This is a genomic window from Opitutus sp. ER46, from assembly GCF_003054705.1.
In the GTDB taxonomy this organism is placed as follows: domain Bacteria; phylum Verrucomicrobiota; class Verrucomicrobiia; order Opitutales; family Opitutaceae; genus ER46.
Genome location: NZ_QAYX01000020.1, coordinates 328,445 through 346,414, shown reverse-complemented (window position 1 = coordinate 346,414; position 17,970 = coordinate 328,445). Strand labels below are relative to the sequence as shown.

Sequence of the window (17,970 nt, the reverse complement as noted above, 5' to 3'; positions counted from 1 at the left end):
ACCATCATGAGTGAACTGCTCTCCTCTCCCCTGTTCTGGGGCATCCTGATCGGCGTCCCCGCGCTGATCGTCGTCATCGTGTTCCTTTCCTTCTTCAGCGTGTGGCTGCGCGCGCTGCTGGCGGGGGCGCCGGTGAGCCCGCTGAACCTGGTCGCGATGCGGCTGCGGCAGGTGCCGTATGGTATCATGGTCGACGCCCGCATTCGCGCCACGAAGGCCGGCATCAAACTCTCGATCGACGAGATCGAGGCCCAGTACCTCGCGGGCGGCAACGTCATCAACTGCGTGCACGCGTTGATCGCTGCCCAGAAGGCCGGCATCGCCCTCGACTGGCAGCGCGCGTGCGCCATCGACCTCGCGACCAAGGGCTCCGGCAAATCCGTCGAGGAGGCCGTCCGCACTTCCGTCGATCCCAAAGTCATTGATTGCCCCAACCCGGAGAGCGGCCGCACCACCATCGATGGCGTCGCCAAGGACGGCATCCAGGTGAAGGTGAAGGCCCGCGTGACGGTCCGCACCCACCTCGACCGCTTCGTCGGTGGCGCCAAGGAGGAAACCATCATTGCCCGCGTCGGCGAGGGCATCGTCTCCACCATCGGCGGCGCCGAGAGCTACAAGAGCGTGCTCGAGTCTCCCGACAGCATTTCCAAGACCGTGCTGGCGCGCGGCCTCGATGTGGGCACCGCCTTCGAGATCCTCTCCATCGACATTGCCGACGTGGACGTCGGCGAAAACGTCGGCGCCAAGCTGCAGGAGGCGCAGGCCGAGGCCAACAAGAGCATCGCCCAGGCGCAGGCCGAAATCCGCCGCGCCGCCGCCGTCGCCGTGGAGCAGGAAATGAAGGCGCGCGTGCAGGAAATGCAGGCCAAGGTCGTCGAGGCGCAGGCCCAGGTGCCGCTCGCGATGGCCGAAGCGTTCCGCAGCGGCCGGCTCGGCGTCATGGACTATTACCGCATGGAGAACGTGCAGTCCGATACCTCGATGCGGTCCGCGATCGCCAATCCCGAGGGCAAGAAGTGAGCGAATTCCCTGCCATCGCCAGCCTCCCGCTGGCTGCGGCTGACATCGGCGCGCTGATGCCGCTGATCGTGGTGGTGTTTTTCATCATCTCGATCGTGCGCGCCATCCGCCAGGCCCAGCGCGCCCGCCAGGAACACGAGGCTCGCCGAGACGAATCCGAAGCCGACCGCCGCGCGCAGGAGATACGTGAACGTCTGCGCCGGCTGTCCGCGGAACGCCGGGGGGAGACGGCGCCTCCGCCGCTGGTGCGCGAGGGACCTCCCGTCGTGGCGTCGGCCCCGGCGGCCGCGCCCGCGGCGCCCCAGCCGCGCGTGCCGCCGCTCGATCCGTTTGGTGGCGGTGCCCTGGGCAAGCGCATCGGCCGGGTTTTGACCGAACTTGAGCGCACGCTCAACGAGCGCGGCGAGGAACCGCAACCGGCCCCCGTCATCCCGGAGTGGCGCCGCCTCGAACTGGAGCGCGAACGGCTGGAAGCCGAGCGCGCCGCCGCCGAACGTCGATTGGCCGCCGCCCGCGAGCAGACCGGCGGAGAGGGGCCATCGGGCCCCGTCGTGCGCCACGAGGATCGCTTCGTGATTCAGGCCAAGCGTGAGGCCGAGGGTCGGCGCGCCGCGCGCGGCCGGCTCCTCGAGGATCTCGCCAGCCCCGACGCCCTCCGCCGCGCGATCGTGCTCCGTGAGGTGCTCGGCCCGCCGGTATCGCTTCGTCGCTGAGCCGTCGCCGGTCGCGCCCGCCGCGGCGGCGCGCACCGGTCGTGCACCGGCCTGAACCCAGCCGCCCCGCACTGCGAACGGTGAGGCAAACTCGACGCGTTCGCTTCGCCTCCGGGCCGCCTCGTTCGCGCCACGCCAAAAGACGCGTGGCCGCGGGCAACTTTTGCGCCGAAAAGCGCGTCGCCCCGGCGTACCCGCGTCGCCAACCTGGGCTCCCAGCCAACCGCTCCTCCACGGCATGAAGAACATCCCCGTCCTGCACGTTTGTGAGAACAGCCTGGCCGCCGCGCACGAAAAGGCGCTGACGGCGCTTTACCAGAACGGCGTCCGGTTCCGGACCCAGTACGACAAGCCCGGTGATCCGCTCAGCCTCGACTGCACGATGAACATCACCGTGCTCGATCCGCTGGCCGAGCCGATGATCCATAAGGCGTTTCCCGGCGGCATCGAGGACCTGCGCGAGTACGTGATGGAGCTCTGTGGCGCCAAGGACCACTGGGTGAAAAACATGAACGACCCGGCGGACACGCGCTGGGAATACACCTATCATGGCCGGCTCGCCGGCTACGGCGCTTGGCAGGAGAAGCGCGACGGCCAGTCGGTGCGCGCCGGCGGTTTCGACATCAACCAGATCGAGCACGTCATCGCGAAGCTCGTGAAACAGCCTTTCACCCGCCAGGCGCAGATGATCACCTGGATGCCGAACATCGATCTCGACTGCTTCGATCCGCCGTGCCTGCAGTCGCTCTGGTACCGGCTGATGGAGGACGACGAGCAGCCGGGTACCTCCTGGCTCAACTGCAACGTGCGCTTCCGCAGCAACGACGCCTGGGGCGCGAGCTTCATGAACATGTTCGGCTTCACGCTGTTCAACCGCGACGTCATCGCCGCCGCGATCGCGCAGCGCACCGGCCGCACCATCAAGCTCGGCCGGCTCAACTGGCAGGCCGACTCCTATCACATTTACGGCAAGGACATCGCTGAGGCGAAGACGCGCCTCTTCGACCGCCTGGCCGCCGGTGGCTCCCTGGCCGACCGCGCCTTCGAATTTTCCGACGAGGCCATTCAGGAAATGTACCACGAGGCCGAGGCGGCGGTCCGCGCCAAGATCGCGGCCTACGACGCGACGCACTGACGCCCGGGCCTGCTCCGGAAAGTCCGCCTCGGCCCATCCGCCATGCGTGGTGGGATGATGCCCGATTGCCCATTCCGCGACGCCGCCCATGGCGGCGTCGCCCGCGCTGGGCTAGCGTCCGGCGCAATCGAGTGAGGGCCGGCGTGCGGGCGGGAAATGTCCTGCCGCGCGCCGGTTTCTTCCCCGCGGGCCCACTGCGCGCGGGACAACCACCACACGGAGGAAACAACATGCGCCTGGCAGCGGAAAACGAGATGCAGCACATCGGTGAGACCCACGGGGCCGCCGATCACGACCACGACATGATCCATGAGCTCAGCAAACGCCTCGATGCGCTGTGGCGCATGGACCAGTACATCGCCAACGCCGACGGCGACATCAACCTCCAGAACTTCTGGCGCGACGTGAAGCACCAGGAACAGGCGAACGTGGACCGCCTGAAACAACTGGTGAAGGAACACTGTGCCAAGGACTGCTTCTGAGGCCGGCCTTGCGCGCCCCCACCGCCGGGTTCCGCCCCAGCCGCGTCGGCTATTGGGCTGCGGCGGACCCGCCAGGTGGGTTTACCAGCCGGTCGACCCGCGCCAGAAGGAGCATCGACGCCAGCATCGTGCCCGTCACGATGTATCCGAGAACCGGATAATGATCGAGATGGCCATCGGCGTGCTGGACGACGACGGCGCCGGCCGCCAGCGAGGCAATGCCGCCGGCGATCTGCTGCAGGGAGGCGTTGATGGCCATGTAGGCGCCGCGGTCTGCCGGTTCGGGCATCGCGGAGTTCAGGGCCCCGGCGGAGATCATGCGCGCGGAGATCGCCGCGAAGAGTACCACGTTGATGACGATGATCTCCCAGATCGGCGTGGGCCCGAGACGCGTGTAGAAGAGCGTGATCGCCGCCGCGGCCACCGTCGCGTAGCAGAAGGTGCGGTATTTGCCGAAGCGATCGCTGATCCGGCCCATCAAGGGGCCAGTCCCGAGCGAGCTTACGCCCGTGATCATGTAGATCACCGGGAGCGCCGTGAGTGCGATCCCGAGGTTGTTTACCGTGAACGCGCTCCCGAAGGGCATGAGCATGAACCCTCCCGTGGTGAGCAGCGTCGTGGCGGCGAATCCGGCCTGATAACGGCGGCGCGTGGCAGTGTGCCACAGGTGCAAAAGCGGCGACTTGCCGGAGGCGTGGGCGAGGTGGGCGTCCACCGGGCGCATCCGGAGCAGAATGACGACGCCCACGACCAGCGCCACGCCGGCGATCAGGAGAAATGGGGCATGCCAGCCGAGATGGGTGGCCAGGAAGATTCCGAGCGGAATGCCCAGCACCTGGCTCGCGGCGAATGACGACTGGACATAGCCCATCACCCGGCCGCGCACATGCAGCGGAAACAGGTCGGTCAGGATGGCAAAGCTGATGGCCCCGATCACGCCGCCAAAAAGACCGGTCACGATCCGTCCCGCGAGCAGCACGGCGTAGTTCGGCGCCACGCCGCAGACCAAGGTGCCGAGCACGAATCCGGTGTAGAAGAACAGGAGCAGGCGTTTGCGATCGAACCGGTCGGCGAATCCGGCGGCCAGGAAACCCGAAAGCCCGGCGGCGATGGCGTAGGCCGACACTGCCAAGCCAAACTGCGATGTCGTGATGTGCAGCGCCTCCAGGAGAATGGCCCCCAGCGGCGACAGGATCATGAAGTCCAGGATGATCGTGAACTGCAGGAACGAGATTATCGCCACCGCGAAGACTTGCTCGCGGCTGAAGACATACGCTTTGGCCGAGGTGGATTGTGACATGGACGTCGCGCCGGGAGGCGGCAGTCGCCTCCTGCAAGCGAGCGGCGCACACTGAGTGCCGCGGCTCCCGCGGCAACCCCAATCTGCACGGGCTGGTTTCCGCCTCCGGCGCGCGACGCTACCTCACTGCACGCACTCGAGCTGCAGCCGCCAGCCATCGAGGTGCTGCTGGTACTTGGGCAGCGGAGCAACCTTGACCATCACTTCGTTGTCGCCGGCGCGCAGCGATACGGGGACGAGGGTGGGCTGCTCCGACAGCTTGTGCGGTCCGGGAATTGTCAGCACGGGCTGGTCGTTCAGCCACACGGCGCCACAGTCCTTCACGTGCACCGCGAGCGTGGCAGGACCCGCCTGTTTGGCGTGGATCGTGGCGCGGACGTACACGAGCCCGCGCGTCTGGCCGAGCAGTTGCGCGAGATCGATCCGGCCGTTGGTCACGTTGTCCACCGCGCGCCACGCCATGGCTCCGCCGAGTTCCGGCGCCTCGGGATGCGAGAGCGCGAGCCGCCACCGCTCCGCGGCCATCGCGGGGGACTTGGCAAGCTCCTCGGGGATGCCGGGCGCGGCATAGATCGGCGAGACCTGCCAGTCCTTGAAGGGCAGGCGGTAGCGCTCCACCGCCTCAGGGAAGCAGGTGACGCGCAGGCGCGTGCTGCCAAGCGGCACGAGCGTGATCGTCTCCGTCTCCGGCGCCAGGTCGCAGGCGACCGGGATCGCCGAGGTGAATCGACCTTCATCCAGCGTCCAGTTCCGGACGCGCCGCGCCGGCACCTGCAGGGTGATCGGGCTCGCGCCCGGATCGAAGGGGTAGCCCGGCTTGGCCTCCGCATTCTCCACCACCTTCACGCGTTCCCGGAAATTGGCCTCGGTGATGTCGAGCGCGTAGGCCCAGGGCCCAGCCGGCGTGAGGTCGAGTGCCGGAAAGTCCGGGTACTTCGTATCTTCCGACCGCACCACGCGTTCCTCGGAAATCGCATAGCTGAAGACCAGCGGGCCGCGCTCCAAGCTGAGCTCATGACCGCGCCGATGGAGCTTGAGCGGCATCGGGAAGCGGAGGCGCAGCGTGTCGCCAGTCCGGACCGTGAGCGGCAGGCGAACGAAGGTTGCCCGCACCAGCGGCACCGTGACGGGCTGGCCGTTGAAGGTCGCCTCCGGTGCCTCGCACCAGCCGGGAATGCGGACCGCGAGGGGCAGGTCGACCGCCTTGTCCGCTTGGAACGTGAACACGACCGTGTCGCCGAACGGGTACTTCGTCTCCTCCGTGATCCGCACCGTGCGGTCGCCGACGCCAAAATCGATCTGCGACGGCGCATAGAAGGCGGCGGCCAGGCCCGCGCCATCCCGCAGCCATTGCCGGCCGGCAAAGTTGGGGAGGAGGCGATGGACGTTGCCCGCGCAGCATTCGGTTTCGTGCCGCGGCTGGTACGAGTTCCAGGTACCACCGTGCTTGTACTCGTTGTGGTCATAACCGCGGCCGGCGGTGAACTGGTTCGGACTGGAGAAATACTGGAGCGCCCGGAAGTCCTTGGAAAACGATCCGAATCCGGCGTTGAAGACCGCCCGCTCGATCATGTCCGCGTAGGTCGCATCGCCCGTCGCCATCAACAGGTACCCCAGGCTCCAGGTGTAGTCGGTCACGACGCAGGTCTCGTGGCTCTGCGCGGGGTCCTGGCTGGACAGGTATTCGTTGGAACTCGGGACGCCGTCGACCTGCAGATGGTCGCGGATGGTCTTGCGGACGGCGTTCTGCGCGGCCGTGAGGTAGCGCGGATTGCCGGTCTGAATGTAGAGGAGGGTGGGCAGCTTCATCTGCTCCGACCACGTGACGCCATGCGTGACGATGCGGTCGTCCGACTCCAGGCGGTTGATCGGCACCTCGTGCTCGCGGGCGTACTTCGGCCAGAGCGCGTAGGCGGCCTCGGCCTTCTCGAGCAGCGATTGGTCGCCGGTCCATTCATAGCACTGCAGCACGCCCTCGAGATTGCAGATGTGGCGGTGACCCTTGGAGAGCTGCTCGACCGTGGTCGCGCGGTAGTGGCGAGCGAAGCCTTCGACGATGGCGGGATCCTGCGTCCCCAGCCACTGGCCGTACGCCGCGCGGAAGAACACCGCCATCGGCCATTCTGACTTGGTGCCCGAGATCACCGGCCCGAGGCGGCCGTCCGCGTGCGGGTGCTGGAGGACGTAGCTGATGTTCGCGTCCGCGAGCTTGAGGAGGGAAGGATCCCGCGTGAGGTGGGCGAGCCGGGTGAGCCCGTCCACGAGATAGGCCGTCTGCTCGTAGCGCCACCAATCCTGGCCATGGGTGCCGATACGCGGAATTTCGCCGCCCCAGAGGCATGTATCGAACGGATAGCCGTGCACCTCGCGGTGGCCGCTCATGCCGGCCACCTGGCGCTGGAGGGACTCGGCGAGCCAGCCCTGCGGGTGGATCGCGGTGAGCGGCAGTTCGGCGAACCGCGCATGACGGAGGGGCTTGGCGTCGGCGGCGAAAACCGGGGCCACGGCGACGAGACCGAGGAGGGACAGAAGCAGAACGGAGCGGAGTTTCATGCTGGCGGACAGACGGGTGTTGGCGGTCCGTGCCGGGCCAAGATGTCCCGGGACAGGCGCGCGTTTGCCTCGCCCAATCAGGAAATCGGCGCCCCCGTTGCGATGGTAATAAATATCCAGCCGCCTCGGCGGCACTCCCGGCGCCGGTGTATCGCAGGCCGCCGGTGTGCGTAGCTATTCGATGTCGTAGATCTCGACGAGCGCTAGGCCGGAGGCGCCCGAAGCACTGGAGACCATCGCGGTATAGTTGCCGGCCGGCAGAGTGACGACCAGGGCGGAGTCGGCGCTCGCGCCGTCGGACCAGGCGGAGGCGTACGCGCGGTTCGCGAGCGCCACGATCTGGGCGTCGCCGCCCCAACCGGCATTGCTCATGAGGACGGTGCCGGCGCGGTCGTACAGCTGCAGCACGGGGTCCGAGAGGGTGTTGGTGAGCCCGAAGCCGGCGAGCGCGGGGCCCGCGGCGCGGATGAGAACGGTCTTGGCGGTGGAACCGCCGATGACGAACCCCCCGATGAGCACATCGCTGCCCGTGCCGCAGCAGGCGCGGGCCGAGAGGTTCACGAGCCGAGGCCGGGTGGCGGCATAGGTGCCGGCGTCATACACCTCGGTCAGGGCGAGTCCCGAAGTCCCAGTCCCGCTGACAATGTGCGTGGTGTAGCCGCCGGCTGGGGGCGCGGCGAAATAGAGCGCCGCGTCCTTGCTGGCCGGATCCGTGAGGGCGAAGGCGCCGACGGCCGTGTTGGCGTTGGTGATCGTCTCCGAACCGCCCCAGCCGGCGTTGCGGTCCAGCTCGGTGCCCGTCGCGCTGTAGAGGATCAGGACAGGGGCGGCGAGCACCCCGGAGAGGTCGAATGCCGTCAGGCGCGGACCAATCCCGCGCAGGAGGAGCGGGCGCGTGCCGGCGGTGCCGGTGCCGCCGGTCGTAAAGCCCGCGATGAGCACGTTGACCCCGCTTCCGACCTTCGCGCGGGCGGACAGGTTCACGAGCCGCCCGGGATCGCCGGTCGTGAGAACGGCCAGGGTCGCCGCACTGCTGGCGCTGGTGCCGCCGGCATCCGTCACCGCGACCGAATAGGAGCCCGCATCGGCGGCGGTGGCGCCGGTCAGGACGAGGAGTGCGTTGGTCTGGCCGGAGACGTTCACGCCGTCCTTGCGCCACTGGTAGCTGAGGCCCGTGCCGCTGGCCGCGACACTGAACGTCGCGGTGGCGCCCGCCGCCACGGTGATACTGGTGGGCTGGCGGGTGAGGGTGGGCCCGGTGGTTGAGGGCGATCCCGTGATCGTCAGCGTGACGGCCGTGGTACCGTAGCTGAGCTGGGCGGACTGCCCGGAGTCGAGGGCGGGGGAAAACGCCAGGTTGGCGAATGTGCCGCTGATGCTGCCCGCGCGGAGGATCGAGTACGTGCCGGCGCTTGGCGTTGCCTCCAGCGCGACCTTGAGGGTGCCGCCAAGCGTGGCGGCGCCCGTTACGGTGACGGGCGTGGCCAGCGTCGAGACCACCAGGTTGCCCGCCGTCGTCAGGCTCACGAGGGTGGACGCTCCGGTGGCGGTCCATGCGCTCGTGGCATCAACGACCACGGTCGTGCGGGCGGTGGGGGCGCCGGCGTAACTTGCCCCGTTGCGGGCGTTCAGGGTGATGCTGGAGCTGGCATCGGCGACGAGATTGCCGGACAGATCGGTGCCAATCGCGGTCAGCGTGGCGGTGACGTTGGTCGCGGCATAGATGAGCTGGCTCGTGCCGGACGTGAGGGCGGCGTCGTCCCGCACCGTGATGGCCACGGCGGCGGAACCGCTCTGGGACGTCAGGGAAAACACCGGACCGTTCGTGGCGGTAAGCGCACCACCGGCGATCGTGATGGCGGCGCTGCTCGTGCCGCTGCCGGTGCTGTGGTGCACGTACACCCCATTCTTGTAGGCGGTGGTGGTGCAGTTGTTCAGCGTGATCCAGTTCGAGCCGTCGATCACGCCGCCGGAGCCGGTGGTGGCCGTGAGGGTTGCGCTGGTGACCGTCACGTTGCCGGTGGAGTAAACCGCGGGCGACTTCTCGCCGGTGGTTCGGACGATGCCGCCGACGACGTTGAGGGTGCCGCCGCCGAAGTCGGTGGAAAGGGCGGCCGAGGCGCTCGCGCCGGTGGTGCTGACGTTGACCTGGTTGAGGTTGATCGTGCCACCGTAGGTAACGTCGATGCCATGCGAGGCGGTGCCGGTCGTCGTGATGTTACCGCCGGTCATGGTGATGACGGCGGAACTGCCCGTCGCAAACAGGCCGTTGGCGCCCGCGGCGGCGGTCGTGACGCTGCCGCCAGTGAGGGTCACGCGGCCGCCGGTTACCAGGACGCCGGCGTTGAGCCCGTACTGGCTGCTGGTGTCGACCGAGGTCGTATTGCCCGCGAGCTTCGTGATCGTGGCGTCGGTCAGCGTGAGATTGCCGCCGGTGACATAGATCGCCGATTCGTCAACCGCGGTCCCGGCGTAGGTCTGGCCCGTGGTGGCCACACTACCGGAGGTGAGCGTGTACGCGCCGGTCTGGCCGGCGAGGGGAGTCGCGGTGAGCGCGAGCGCGAAGAGGATCCGGGGATGATTGGTCATGAGGCATCGCCGGCGCGCAGGCCGGCGACAGCCGCGAGCGTAGCGGGGGTGTGTTAAGCAATTGTGTGCGGGCGGCGGTTTTCGCCGGAGGCCGCGGGATTCCCGGGTGGACGGGCAGGGGCTGACGCGACAACGTGCGGAGGCCATGTGCCGTCATTGCCTCCCTTGCGTGCCACCGCCCGGCGCGGGCGGGCGGCGTCCAGGCGGGGAAGCGGAGGGCAAGGCGTGACCGCTCTCGCGCTGCTGCTCGTGCTGGTGGCCGCGGTGCTGCACGCGGTCTGGAACTATTGTGCGAAACGCGCCGGCGGCGGCCTGCCCTTCGTGTGGGTGGTCGGGCTGGTGATCTGCGCGGCGTACGTGCCGGTGACCGGGTTCTATTGCTGGCGTTACGCGCCGTCCGTGGGGGGCGGCGCGCTGCTGTGGATTCTCGGCAGCGGCGTGCTGAAGACCGGTTACTCGCTGTTCCTGCAACGCGGGTACCGCACCGGCGACTTCTCCCTCATCTACCCGCTGGCCCGCGGTACCGGCCCGCTGCTTTCGACGCTGGCCGCGGTGCTGCTGCTCGGCGAGCGGCCGTCCGCCCTCGCTTGCGCCGGCGGGGCGGTGATTGTCGCGTGCATCTTCTGGCTGACCGGCGGGCTGGCGCGGGTGGTCGCCCTGGTGCGCGGCGACCGCCCGGCGCCCGTCGGGTCGGGTCCGGCGGTGGCCGGGCCGGTGTACTCATCGGTCAATTACGGGGTGATTTCGGGCGTCTTCATCGCGGCGTATACCATCTGGGATCGCCAGGGCGTGGCGGCGTTGGCCATTGCGCCGATCCTTTACGATGCGGGCACCTCGCTGACGTCGACGCTGCTACTGGCGCCTTTTGCCTGGCGCCGCCGCCCGGAGGTCGCGCGCGAGTGGCGGGAGCATCGGCGCTGGGTGCTGGGCGTCGCGCTGCTGTCGCCCACCGCGTACGTCCTCGTCCTGACGGCGATGCGGTTCACGCCGGTCAGCTTTGTCGCGCCGGCGCGCGAGATCAGCATTGTGGTCGGGGCGTTCATTGGCGCCCGGGTTCTGCGGGAGGCCAACCCGCGCCGCCGACTGCTCGCCGCGGCCGGCATGGCGGTTGGGGTGATCGCGCTTGCGCTCGGGTGAGCACGGCGCCCGGGCCGGCGAGCTTCAGTTTTCCGACTCGAAAGCCAAACCGCATAGAAATTCGAGTTTGCATTGACCAAACCACGGCGGAGCTTGGCGGCACCCCTCGAACCCATTGCGCCGCAAGCTGTCTGCCAGCCGCGGCGCCCGACCTTTTCTCCCTATGCACCCCTATATCGCTGAGTTTGTCGGCACGGCCATCCTCGTGCTTTTCGGAAACGGTGTCGTCGCCAACGCCGTGCTTGCCCGCACCAAGGGCAACGGCGGCGGCTGGATCGTCATTACAGCGGGCTGGGCCTGCGCCGTCGCCCTCGCGGTGTACGTTGCCGCCCGCGCTTCCGGCGCCCACCTCAATCCGGCCGTCACCCTCGGGCTTGCGAGCGTCGGCAGCTTTGGCTGGGCCCTCGTCCCCGGCTACCTCTTCGCGCAGATGGCGGGCGGCTTTGCCGGCGCCGTGCTCGTTTACCTTTCGTACCTTGCCCACTGGGAGCCCACGACCGACGCGTCGGCCAAGCTGGCCTGCTACTGCACCGGCCCGGCGGTGCGACGCCTCGGGGCCGCATTTGTGACTGAATTCATCGGCACGGCCGCACTCGTGTTCGCCGTCCTGTCGTTCGGCCGCCTCGCCGCAGGTGCTCCGACCGAGCAGCAGGCCTGGGCGGCCGCCGTGAACATCTGGTTTGGCCCGGCGCTCGTCGGCATCCTGGTCTTCGCCATCGGTCTCTCGCTCGGCGGGCCGACCGGCTACGCCATCAATCCGGCGCGCGACCTCGCGCCGCGGCTCGCGCATGCCCTGCTTCCCATTCCGGGCAAGGGCGGCTCCGATTGGGGTTATGCGTGGGTGCCCGTGATCGCCCCGATCTGCGGCGGCATCGCCGGCGCCCACCTGTTCCGCCTGCTCGGAGTCTGATCCAGCCCGGCGTCTTCCCAACCTCCTCTTCCGATGAGCAAACCTTCCTATATCCTCGCGCTCGACCAGGGCACCACGAGTTCGCGCGCCATCGTGTTTGGCCCCAGCGGTGAGGCGATCGCCGTGGCGCAACGCGAGTTTCCGCAGCTTTTCCCGCAGCCCGGCTGGGTCGAACACGACCCGCTGGCGATCTGGTCCACCCAGAGCGCGACGGCCGTCGAGGCGCTCGCCAAGGCCAACCTCTCCAGCGCCGACATCGCCGCGGTCGGCGTCACCAACCAGCGCGAGACCGCGCTCGTCTGGGATTGCGAGACCGGCAAGCCCGTCTACCCCGCGATCGTGTGGCAGGATCGGCGCACCGCCGACTTTTGCGCGCAACTGCGCCGCGACGGTGTCGAGCCCATGATCACGCGCAAGACCGGCCTGCGCCTCGACCCATACTTCTCCGCCACCAAGGTCCATTGGATCCTCAACCACGTTCCGGGCGCCCGCGCTCGCGCCGAAGCCGGCAAACTGCTCTTCGGCACCGTGGACTCCTGGATTCTCTGGCAGCTCACCGCCGGCCCGGGGCAGGTGCATGTCACCGACGTGACCAACGCCTCGCGCACGCTCCTGTTCGATATCCATCGCGGCCAGTGGGACGACGAACTCCTGAAGGTGTTTGGCATCCCCCGCGCCATGCTGCCCGAGGTGCGCTCCTGCTCGGAGGTGTACGGCGAAGTGGGACGGCACCTGCCGCTCGCAGGTCTGCGCATCGCGGGCATCGCCGGCGACCAGCAGGCCGCGCTCTTCGGCCAGGCGTGCTACCAGCCCGGCATGGCCAAGAACACCTACGGCACCGGCTGCTTCCTGCTCATGAACACCGGCACGGAAGCGGTGCCGTCGCGCAACAACCTCCTCACCACCGTCGCCTGGCGCATTGGCGGCCGGACGGAATACGCGCTCGAGGGCTCGGTCTTCATCGGCGGCGCCACGATGCAGTGGCTGCGCGACGAATTGAAACTGGTCAGCTCCGTCCAGGAACTCGACCAGCTCGCCGCCTCGGTGCCCGACGCCGGGGGGCTCTTCCTCGTGCCCGCGTTCGCGGGACTTGGCGCCCCGCACTGGGACCCGTACGCGCGCGGGCTTGCGATCGGCATCACCCGCGGCACGAACCGCGCCCAGTTCTGCCGCGCCGCCATCGAGGCCGTTGCGTTCCAGTCCGCCGACCTCATCACGGCGATGGAGAAGGACAGTGGGTTGACCCTCACGGAGCTGCGCGTGGATGGTGGCGCGTCCCGCAGCCAGCCGCTGGTGCAGTTCCAGGCGGACCTTGTCGGGCACCCCGTGGTGCGGCCGCGCAACGTCGAAACCACCGCGATGGGCGCCGCGTACCTCGCGGGGCTGGCCGTCGGGTACTGGGAGAGCCGTGAGGCCATCGCGCGCAATTGGGCCGTGGATACGACGTTCAAGCCGGTCCGGCCCGCGGCCGAGATGCAGGCGCTGCGGAAGAAGTGGGATCGCGCGGTCGAGCGCGCCAAGGGCTGGACGCAGGAAGGGTGACGCAACGCGGCGCCGTGCGTTCGCGCGCGGCGCCCGCGGTCGGAGGACATCCGCGGCGTGAACGCGGGCGCGGGCGCAGGGCACGCGGGCGAGCGGAATTCGCCGCGAGGGCCCCGGGGGCCGTCGCACCATCGGGAGTTTCCCGATGAATGATGACGCACCTTGGCGGGGTTTCCGGCCGCTTTCCCGGGCGCGTCCCTTGCGAATTCGCCGGGCGCACCTACCTATGCGCGCGCACGCGTCCGTGCGGTCTGCGCTTTCCACCCCACCCAACGCTCCCCGTCCGGCGTGTGCCACCGGCACTGGACCCGTGCGGGGACGAGTCACCCACCCAGATGAACCCCGCCACACTCCGCCCAAGAACTCCCGCATCGGTCCAGGAAGAAGGCATCGATCAGAAACATCGCTTGGTGATCTTCGCGTCGTCCCTCGGCACGGTCTTCGAGTGGTACGACTTCTACATTTTTGGTACGCTCGCCGCGTTTTTCGGGAAGCTCTTTTTTCCGCCGGGCAATGAAACGGCAGCGTACCTCTCGAGTCTCGCGCTGTTCGGCGTTGGCTTCTCGGTGCGGCCCTTCGGAGCGCTGGTGTTCGGCCGGATCGGCGACCTCGTCGGCCGCAAGTACACGTTTCTCGTGACCATCATGGTCATGGGCATCTCCACGGCGGTGATCGGCTTTCTGCCTTCGTTTGAAACCATCGGCTGGGCAGCGCCAATCACCCTCGTGCTCCTGCGGCTCGCCCAGGGGCTCGCGCTTGGTGGCGAGTACGGCGGCGCCGCCACGTACGTCGCGGAGCACGCGCCCCACGGTCGTCGCGGGGTCTATACGAGTTGGATTCAAACCACCGCCACCCTGGGCCTGTTCCTCTCGCTGGGGGTGATCGGCACCACGCGGCTCCTGATGGACGGCACCACGTTCAACGCCTGGGGCTGGCGCATTCCCTTCCTGTTCTCCTTCGTGCTCCTGGCGGTGTCGGTCTACATCCGGCTCAAGCTGCAGGAGTCGCCGGTGTACCTGGAAATGAAGGCGCAGGGAAATCATTCGAAGGCGCCGCTGACCGAGAGCTTCGCCCGGTGGCCGAACGCCAAGCTCGTGCTCGGCGCGCTGTTCGGCGCAACCGCCGGGCAGGGCGTGGTCTGGTATGCCGGCCAGTTCTACGCGCTGTTTTTCCTGATGAGCACGCTGAAGCTGTATTTCGTGGACTCCTACGCGCTGCTGTCGGTCGCGCTCGTGATCGGAGCGGTGCTGCTGGTGTTCTTCGGATGGCTGTCGGACCGGATCGGCCGGAAATACATCATGCTGTCGGGCTTCGCCCTTGCGATCCTCACGTACCCCTCGATCTTCCGCGGACTCACGCAGGCGGTGAACCCCGCGCTGGCGGAGGCGATGGCGCGCTCCCCGGTGACGCTGCACACCAACGAATTCCAGGGCACGCTCGGGCTGACGCTCGCGGCCGTGGGCGACGCGGCGGTCAAGATCGTCAAGCCGCAGCCGCCGGCCACGACCGTCGATCAGGCGCGGGCGTACCTCAACGCGAAGGGCATCCCGTTCAACCTCGCGCCGGCGCGCGACGCGGCCACGCCCCTGGCGATCGAGATCGACGGCACCGTGGTGCCGGGCTTCGACGCCAAGGCCTACGACGCGCTCTTCGCGCGCAGCGCCTACGCCCACGCGACGGTGAAGCTGCCGGGAGGCGCGATGGGGGCCGATCCCGCGCGGGTGGACCGGCCCAGGACGATCCTCCTGCTTTCGCTCCTGCTCGCGTACGTGGCGATGGTGTACGGCCCGATCGCGGCCTATCTCGTGGAACTCTTCCCGACGCGCATTCGCTACACCTCCATGTCGCTGCCGTACCACATCGGCAACGGCTGGTTCGGCGGCTTCCTGCCGCTGATCGCAACGTCGATCTGCGTGTACACGGGCAACATCTACGCGGGCCTGTTCTACCCGATGGCAATCGCCGGTCTCAGCCTGCTGGTCGGACTCTTCTTCCTGCGCGAGACGAAGGACCTCGATATCTCGCGCTGACGCGGGCGCCGGTTCGACGACTCAACGCGCGGCGGTTGCCGGCTCCGGTCAGGTCGATGGGCGCAGCAGCAGTCCGATCCCCACACCCGCGGCGAAGCCGGTCAGGTGCGCGAGCACATCGACGTGCACCCCGCCGGCGCCGTACAGCGCGAGGACCGTCACGCCAGCGGCGAGCGGCGCCGCCATTGCGCGGCCGCGCCCCCCGCCGGTGGCGGTGGCCATCTGCCGCACGGCGTGGCCGGTGAGCAGCCCGAGCGCCGCGAACACGAGCGTTGAAGCGCCTACCGAGCGGTAGGTGCCGCCGAAATGCACGCTCACCGCGGCGACGTTGCCCAGGATCGAGGCGCCCGCGACGGCCAGCCACCCGCGCGCCCGCCCGAGCGTTGCGAGCACGGCCGCCAGCACGAAGACGCCGCTGATGCCATTGGCCAGGATGTGCCCGGCGTCGGCGTGGAGGAAGAGGGCCGTCACCGGCCGCCACCATTCGTGCCGAACGAAGACGGCTTGCGCATCGAGCGCGCCCCACGCCACGGCCGGGACGCGCGCCTGCGCCCAGAAGGCAAGCAGTACCAGCAGCGCCCACAGGAGCGGTTGGCCCAGCTCCGCGCGCGTCATGGCGCCCGTCAACGCGACGGGTCGCGGCGGCCAACCGGCACTCTCCCGGTCGAAACACTGCAATTGCCGGCGCACCCAGGTGGCCGCGGTCGGCTCCACCAGCAGCCGGTGCCGGCCCTCGGCGGACTCGAGCCAGTAGGGATTACCGGTGGCGAGGACGACGAGGCCGTGTTCGGTGGCGTCCCGTGCGGTCGTATACACTCCCACCTCGACCAGCGTCTCCGGCGCGGGCTCGTCGGACGGCGTGAGGGGCGTGGTGGACTCGAGCACGGGCCCAGCCTAACCGCGTCGCGCGCCGGCGCCAGCGTCGCGGCAACCGCGCCGGGAAAAAATTCCTGCGTCCGTCGGCGGCGCGCGGCGTCAGCAGGGATATCATGAATTCACGTTTCGACGTTCCTCCGGGGTGTGTGCTTTGCGGCGAGCTGGCGGCGGCCTTCGATTGTTGCCCACGGTATCAGGCGGGGCAGGACGAGTGGGCGCCGGTGCTGGGCGCGGCCATCGACTGGGTCGAGCCCAGGTTGGGGCGGGCGGCCGGCGGACTGTCCAGGGTTCTGCAGAACGCGGTGGTCTCGCGGTTGTGACCGGCCCGCTGCGGCGGCGACGCGGACGAAAGTAATGGGTAGTCGATGCAGCCGCACGGCACCGTCGGGGCCTTGCGGTCGCCCTTTTCGGAACGCATGCTCGCGGCGTGCATTCCGAGTCGAATGGAGGATCCGCATTCGCCAACCCTGGCCGCGACGGGGCGGCGCCGGGCCGCAGCGCCGCCCTGAGCGCCGCCCCGGCAACCTATTACGCTGAGCCCGGGCGCGCGTCGGCGGCGGAGCTGGCGCGGCAACTCGACGTGATTGCGCACGATCCCGTGGTCGACGCGCTCCTGCATGCCGTGGCCGGCTTGGTTGCGGTGCTGAATGATAAGCGCCAGGTGCTGGCGATCAACGCGGCGCTCCTGCGGCTCCTGGGCATCGAGGATCCCGCCAAGGCCCTCGGCCTCCGGCTTGGCGAAGCCGTCGGGTGTGTCCACGCGCACGCCGCCCCCGCGGGTTGCGGCACCACGGAGTACTGCTCGACCTGCGGCGCCGCCATCGCCCAGGTCACCAGCCTTGCCCAAGGCGAACCAGTCGAGCGCACCTGCGCGATCGACCTGAAGTATCCCCGGCATGGGTCGGAGCAGGCTTATCTTCGGGTGCAGGCGTGTCCCCTGGTGCGCAATCGACACCGCATCCTCCTCCTGTTCATCCAGGATATTTCCGAGCAGCAGCACCGCGCCGCGCTGGATCGAACCTTCTTCCACGACGTGAAAAACACCGTGGCGTCGATCCTTACCGCCGGACAGCTCATGACCATGGATCCGACGAACGCGGCCGATCTCGCGCCCAAGCTCGTGGAGATCAGCAAACGTCTCGTCCGGGAGATCGAACTGCAGCGCTGCCTGTCGACGATGTCGGTCGACCGCTTTCAGGAGTCGCTGCTCCCGGTCGACGTCGCGACCGTGCTCGACGACGTGGCGCGCTGCTACACCAACGATCCCGAGGCCCCGGACCGTCGGCTGGAGGTGGCGCGGGACGCCGCGTTTGGCACGATCGTGACCGACGTGACGCTCCTGCTGCGGGTGGTGCACAACATGGTGATCAACGCGCTGGAGGCCACGCCGGTCGGCGGGACGGTGCGCGTATGGGCCGACTCCACGGCGGAGGCGGTGGAGTTCTGCGTGTGGAACGAGGGGGTGATCCCGCCGGAGATCGCGCGCCGCGTTTTCCAGCGCAACTTCAGCACCAAGGGCAATCTGGGCCGCGGGCTGGGCACCTTTTCGATGAAGCTGCTGGGCGAGCGCATGCTCGGCGGAGCGGTGTGGTTCACCAGCGAGGCGAGCGCGGGCACCACGTTTCACTTTCGCGTGCCGCGGCTGCGCGAAGAGCGCGCCGGGGCGAAGTCCTAACCCGGCGG

General features: G+C 68.7%; 14 protein-coding genes. 9 read left to right on the top strand and 5 right to left on the bottom strand.

Annotated features, from left to right (window positions below; translation table 11 throughout):
• Positions 1 to 6 precede the first annotated feature (6 nt).
• The 4 genes from floA to DB354_RS08125 all read left to right on the top strand — a co-directional run bounded on the left by floA (position 7) and on the right by DB354_RS08125 (position 3,350).
• Positions 7 to 1,020, top strand: a complete 1,014-nt coding sequence (gene floA / locus DB354_RS08140) for a flotillin-like protein FloA (RefSeq protein ID WP_107834951.1) — start codon at positions 7 to 9, stop codon at positions 1,018 to 1,020.
• Entirely contained in the window at positions 1,017 to 1,733 is a 717-nt protein-coding gene (locus DB354_RS08135; protein ID WP_107834950.1) for a hypothetical protein, read from the top strand. Before floA ends, DB354_RS08135 begins: the two co-directional genes overlap by 4 nt.
• A 238-nt stretch (positions 1,734 to 1,971) precedes the next feature.
• Positions 1,972 to 2,868: a thymidylate synthase gene (locus DB354_RS08130; protein ID WP_107834949.1), complete on the top strand. Its 897-nt coding sequence runs from the start codon at positions 1,972 to 1,974 to the stop codon at positions 2,866 to 2,868.
• A 230-nt stretch (positions 2,869 to 3,098) separates the two neighbouring features.
• Positions 3,099 to 3,350 carry a hypothetical protein gene (locus DB354_RS08125; RefSeq protein ID WP_107834948.1) on the top strand — a complete coding sequence of 84 codons (252 nt, stop codon included), beginning with the start codon at positions 3,099 to 3,101 and terminating at the stop codon, positions 3,348 to 3,350.
• Positions 3,351 to 3,399: 49 nt separating this feature from the next.
• Here DB354_RS08125 and DB354_RS08120 read toward each other — a convergent pair whose 3' ends face one another.
• The 3 genes from DB354_RS08120 to DB354_RS08110 form a co-directional block, all read right to left on the bottom strand.
• Positions 3,400 to 4,650 carry an MFS transporter gene (locus tag DB354_RS08120; protein WP_107834947.1) on the bottom strand — a complete coding sequence of 417 codons (1,251 nt, stop codon included), beginning with the start codon at positions 4,648 to 4,650 and terminating at the stop codon, positions 3,400 to 3,402.
• A 123-nt stretch (positions 4,651 to 4,773) separates the two neighbouring features.
• On the bottom strand, positions 4,774 to 7,203 hold the full coding sequence (locus DB354_RS08115; RefSeq protein WP_107834946.1) for a beta-L-arabinofuranosidase domain-containing protein: 2,430 nt from the start codon (positions 7,201 to 7,203) through the stop codon (positions 4,774 to 4,776).
• 174 nt (positions 7,204 to 7,377) lie between these two features.
• Complete coding sequence (locus DB354_RS08110; protein WP_158277435.1) at positions 7,378 to 9,792, bottom strand: hypothetical protein; 2,415 nt, start codon at positions 9,790 to 9,792, stop codon at positions 7,378 to 7,380.
• Positions 9,793 to 10,017: 225 nt separating this feature from the next.
• On the opposite strand from DB354_RS08110, the gene DB354_RS08105 reads away from it, so the two are divergent.
• The 4 genes from DB354_RS08105 to DB354_RS08090 all read left to right on the top strand — a co-directional run bounded on the left by DB354_RS08105 (position 10,018) and on the right by DB354_RS08090 (position 15,411).
• Positions 10,018 to 10,929: an EamA family transporter gene (locus DB354_RS08105; RefSeq protein WP_107834944.1), complete on the top strand. Its 912-nt coding sequence runs from the start codon at positions 10,018 to 10,020 to the stop codon at positions 10,927 to 10,929.
• 163 nt (positions 10,930 to 11,092) lie between these two features.
• The gene (locus DB354_RS08100; protein ID WP_107834943.1) at positions 11,093 to 11,839 is read left to right on the top strand and encodes an MIP/aquaporin family protein; all 747 of its coding nucleotides are present in this window, start codon (positions 11,093 to 11,095) and stop codon (positions 11,837 to 11,839) included.
• Between the two features lie 33 nt (positions 11,840 to 11,872).
• The gene (gene glpK, locus DB354_RS08095; RefSeq protein WP_107834942.1) at positions 11,873 to 13,381 is read left to right on the top strand and encodes a glycerol kinase GlpK; all 1,509 of its coding nucleotides are present in this window, start codon (positions 11,873 to 11,875) and stop codon (positions 13,379 to 13,381) included.
• 335 nt (positions 13,382 to 13,716) lie between these two features.
• The gene (locus DB354_RS08090; protein WP_107834941.1) at positions 13,717 to 15,411 is read left to right on the top strand and encodes an MFS transporter; all 1,695 of its coding nucleotides are present in this window, start codon (positions 13,717 to 13,719) and stop codon (positions 15,409 to 15,411) included.
• 48 nt (positions 15,412 to 15,459) lie between these two features.
• Here the strand turns inward: DB354_RS08090 and DB354_RS08085 are convergent, their stop codons facing one another.
• Together DB354_RS08085 and DB354_RS21960 are read right to left on the bottom strand one after the other, a co-directional pair.
• On the bottom strand, positions 15,460 to 16,296 hold the full coding sequence (locus DB354_RS08085) for a rhomboid family intramembrane serine protease (RefSeq protein ID WP_107834940.1): 837 nt from the start codon (positions 16,294 to 16,296) through the stop codon (positions 15,460 to 15,462).
• 184 nt (positions 16,297 to 16,480) lie between these two features.
• The gene (locus DB354_RS21960; RefSeq protein ID WP_146180155.1) at positions 16,481 to 16,705 is read right to left on the bottom strand and encodes a hypothetical protein; all 225 of its coding nucleotides are present in this window, start codon (positions 16,703 to 16,705) and stop codon (positions 16,481 to 16,483) included.
• Between the two features lie 9 nt (positions 16,706 to 16,714).
• On the opposite strand from DB354_RS21960, the gene DB354_RS08080 reads away from it, so the two are divergent.
• Positions 16,715 to 17,962, top strand: coding sequence for a sensor histidine kinase (locus DB354_RS08080; protein ID WP_107834939.1), 1,248 nt, complete (start codon positions 16,715 to 16,717; stop codon positions 17,960 to 17,962).
• The last annotated feature ends 8 nt before the right edge of the window (positions 17,963 to 17,970 follow it).

What these genes read in the sequence shown, in the direction of transcription:
- DB354_RS08110 (WP_158277435.1), bottom strand. Translation starts at nt 9,792, where the DNA reads ATGACCAATCATCCCCGGATCCTCTTCGCGCTCGCGCTCACCGCGACT.
- DB354_RS08115 (WP_107834946.1), bottom strand. Translation starts at nt 7,203, where the DNA reads ATGAAACTCCGCTCCGTTCTGCTTCTGTCCCTCCTCGGTCTCGTCGCC.
- DB354_RS08100 (WP_107834943.1), top strand. Translation starts at nt 11,093, where the DNA reads ATGCACCCCTATATCGCTGAGTTTGTCGGCACGGCCATCCTCGTGCTT.
- floA (WP_107834951.1), top strand. Translation starts at nt 7, where the DNA reads ATGAGTGAACTGCTCTCCTCTCCCCTGTTCTGGGGCATCCTGATCGGC.
- glpK (WP_107834942.1), top strand. Translation starts at nt 11,873, where the DNA reads ATGAGCAAACCTTCCTATATCCTCGCGCTCGACCAGGGCACCACGAGT.
- DB354_RS08125 (WP_107834948.1), top strand. Translation starts at nt 3,099, where the DNA reads ATGCGCCTGGCAGCGGAAAACGAGATGCAGCACATCGGTGAGACCCAC.
- DB354_RS08090 (WP_107834941.1), top strand. Translation starts at nt 13,717, where the DNA reads ATGAACCCCGCCACACTCCGCCCAAGAACTCCCGCATCGGTCCAGGAA.
- DB354_RS08130 (WP_107834949.1), top strand. Translation starts at nt 1,972, where the DNA reads ATGAAGAACATCCCCGTCCTGCACGTTTGTGAGAACAGCCTGGCCGCC.
- DB354_RS08120 (WP_107834947.1), bottom strand. Translation starts at nt 4,650, where the DNA reads ATGTCACAATCCACCTCGGCCAAAGCGTATGTCTTCAGCCGCGAGCAA.
- DB354_RS21960 (WP_146180155.1), bottom strand. Translation starts at nt 16,705, where the DNA reads ATGCGTTCCGAAAAGGGCGACCGCAAGGCCCCGACGGTGCCGTGCGGC.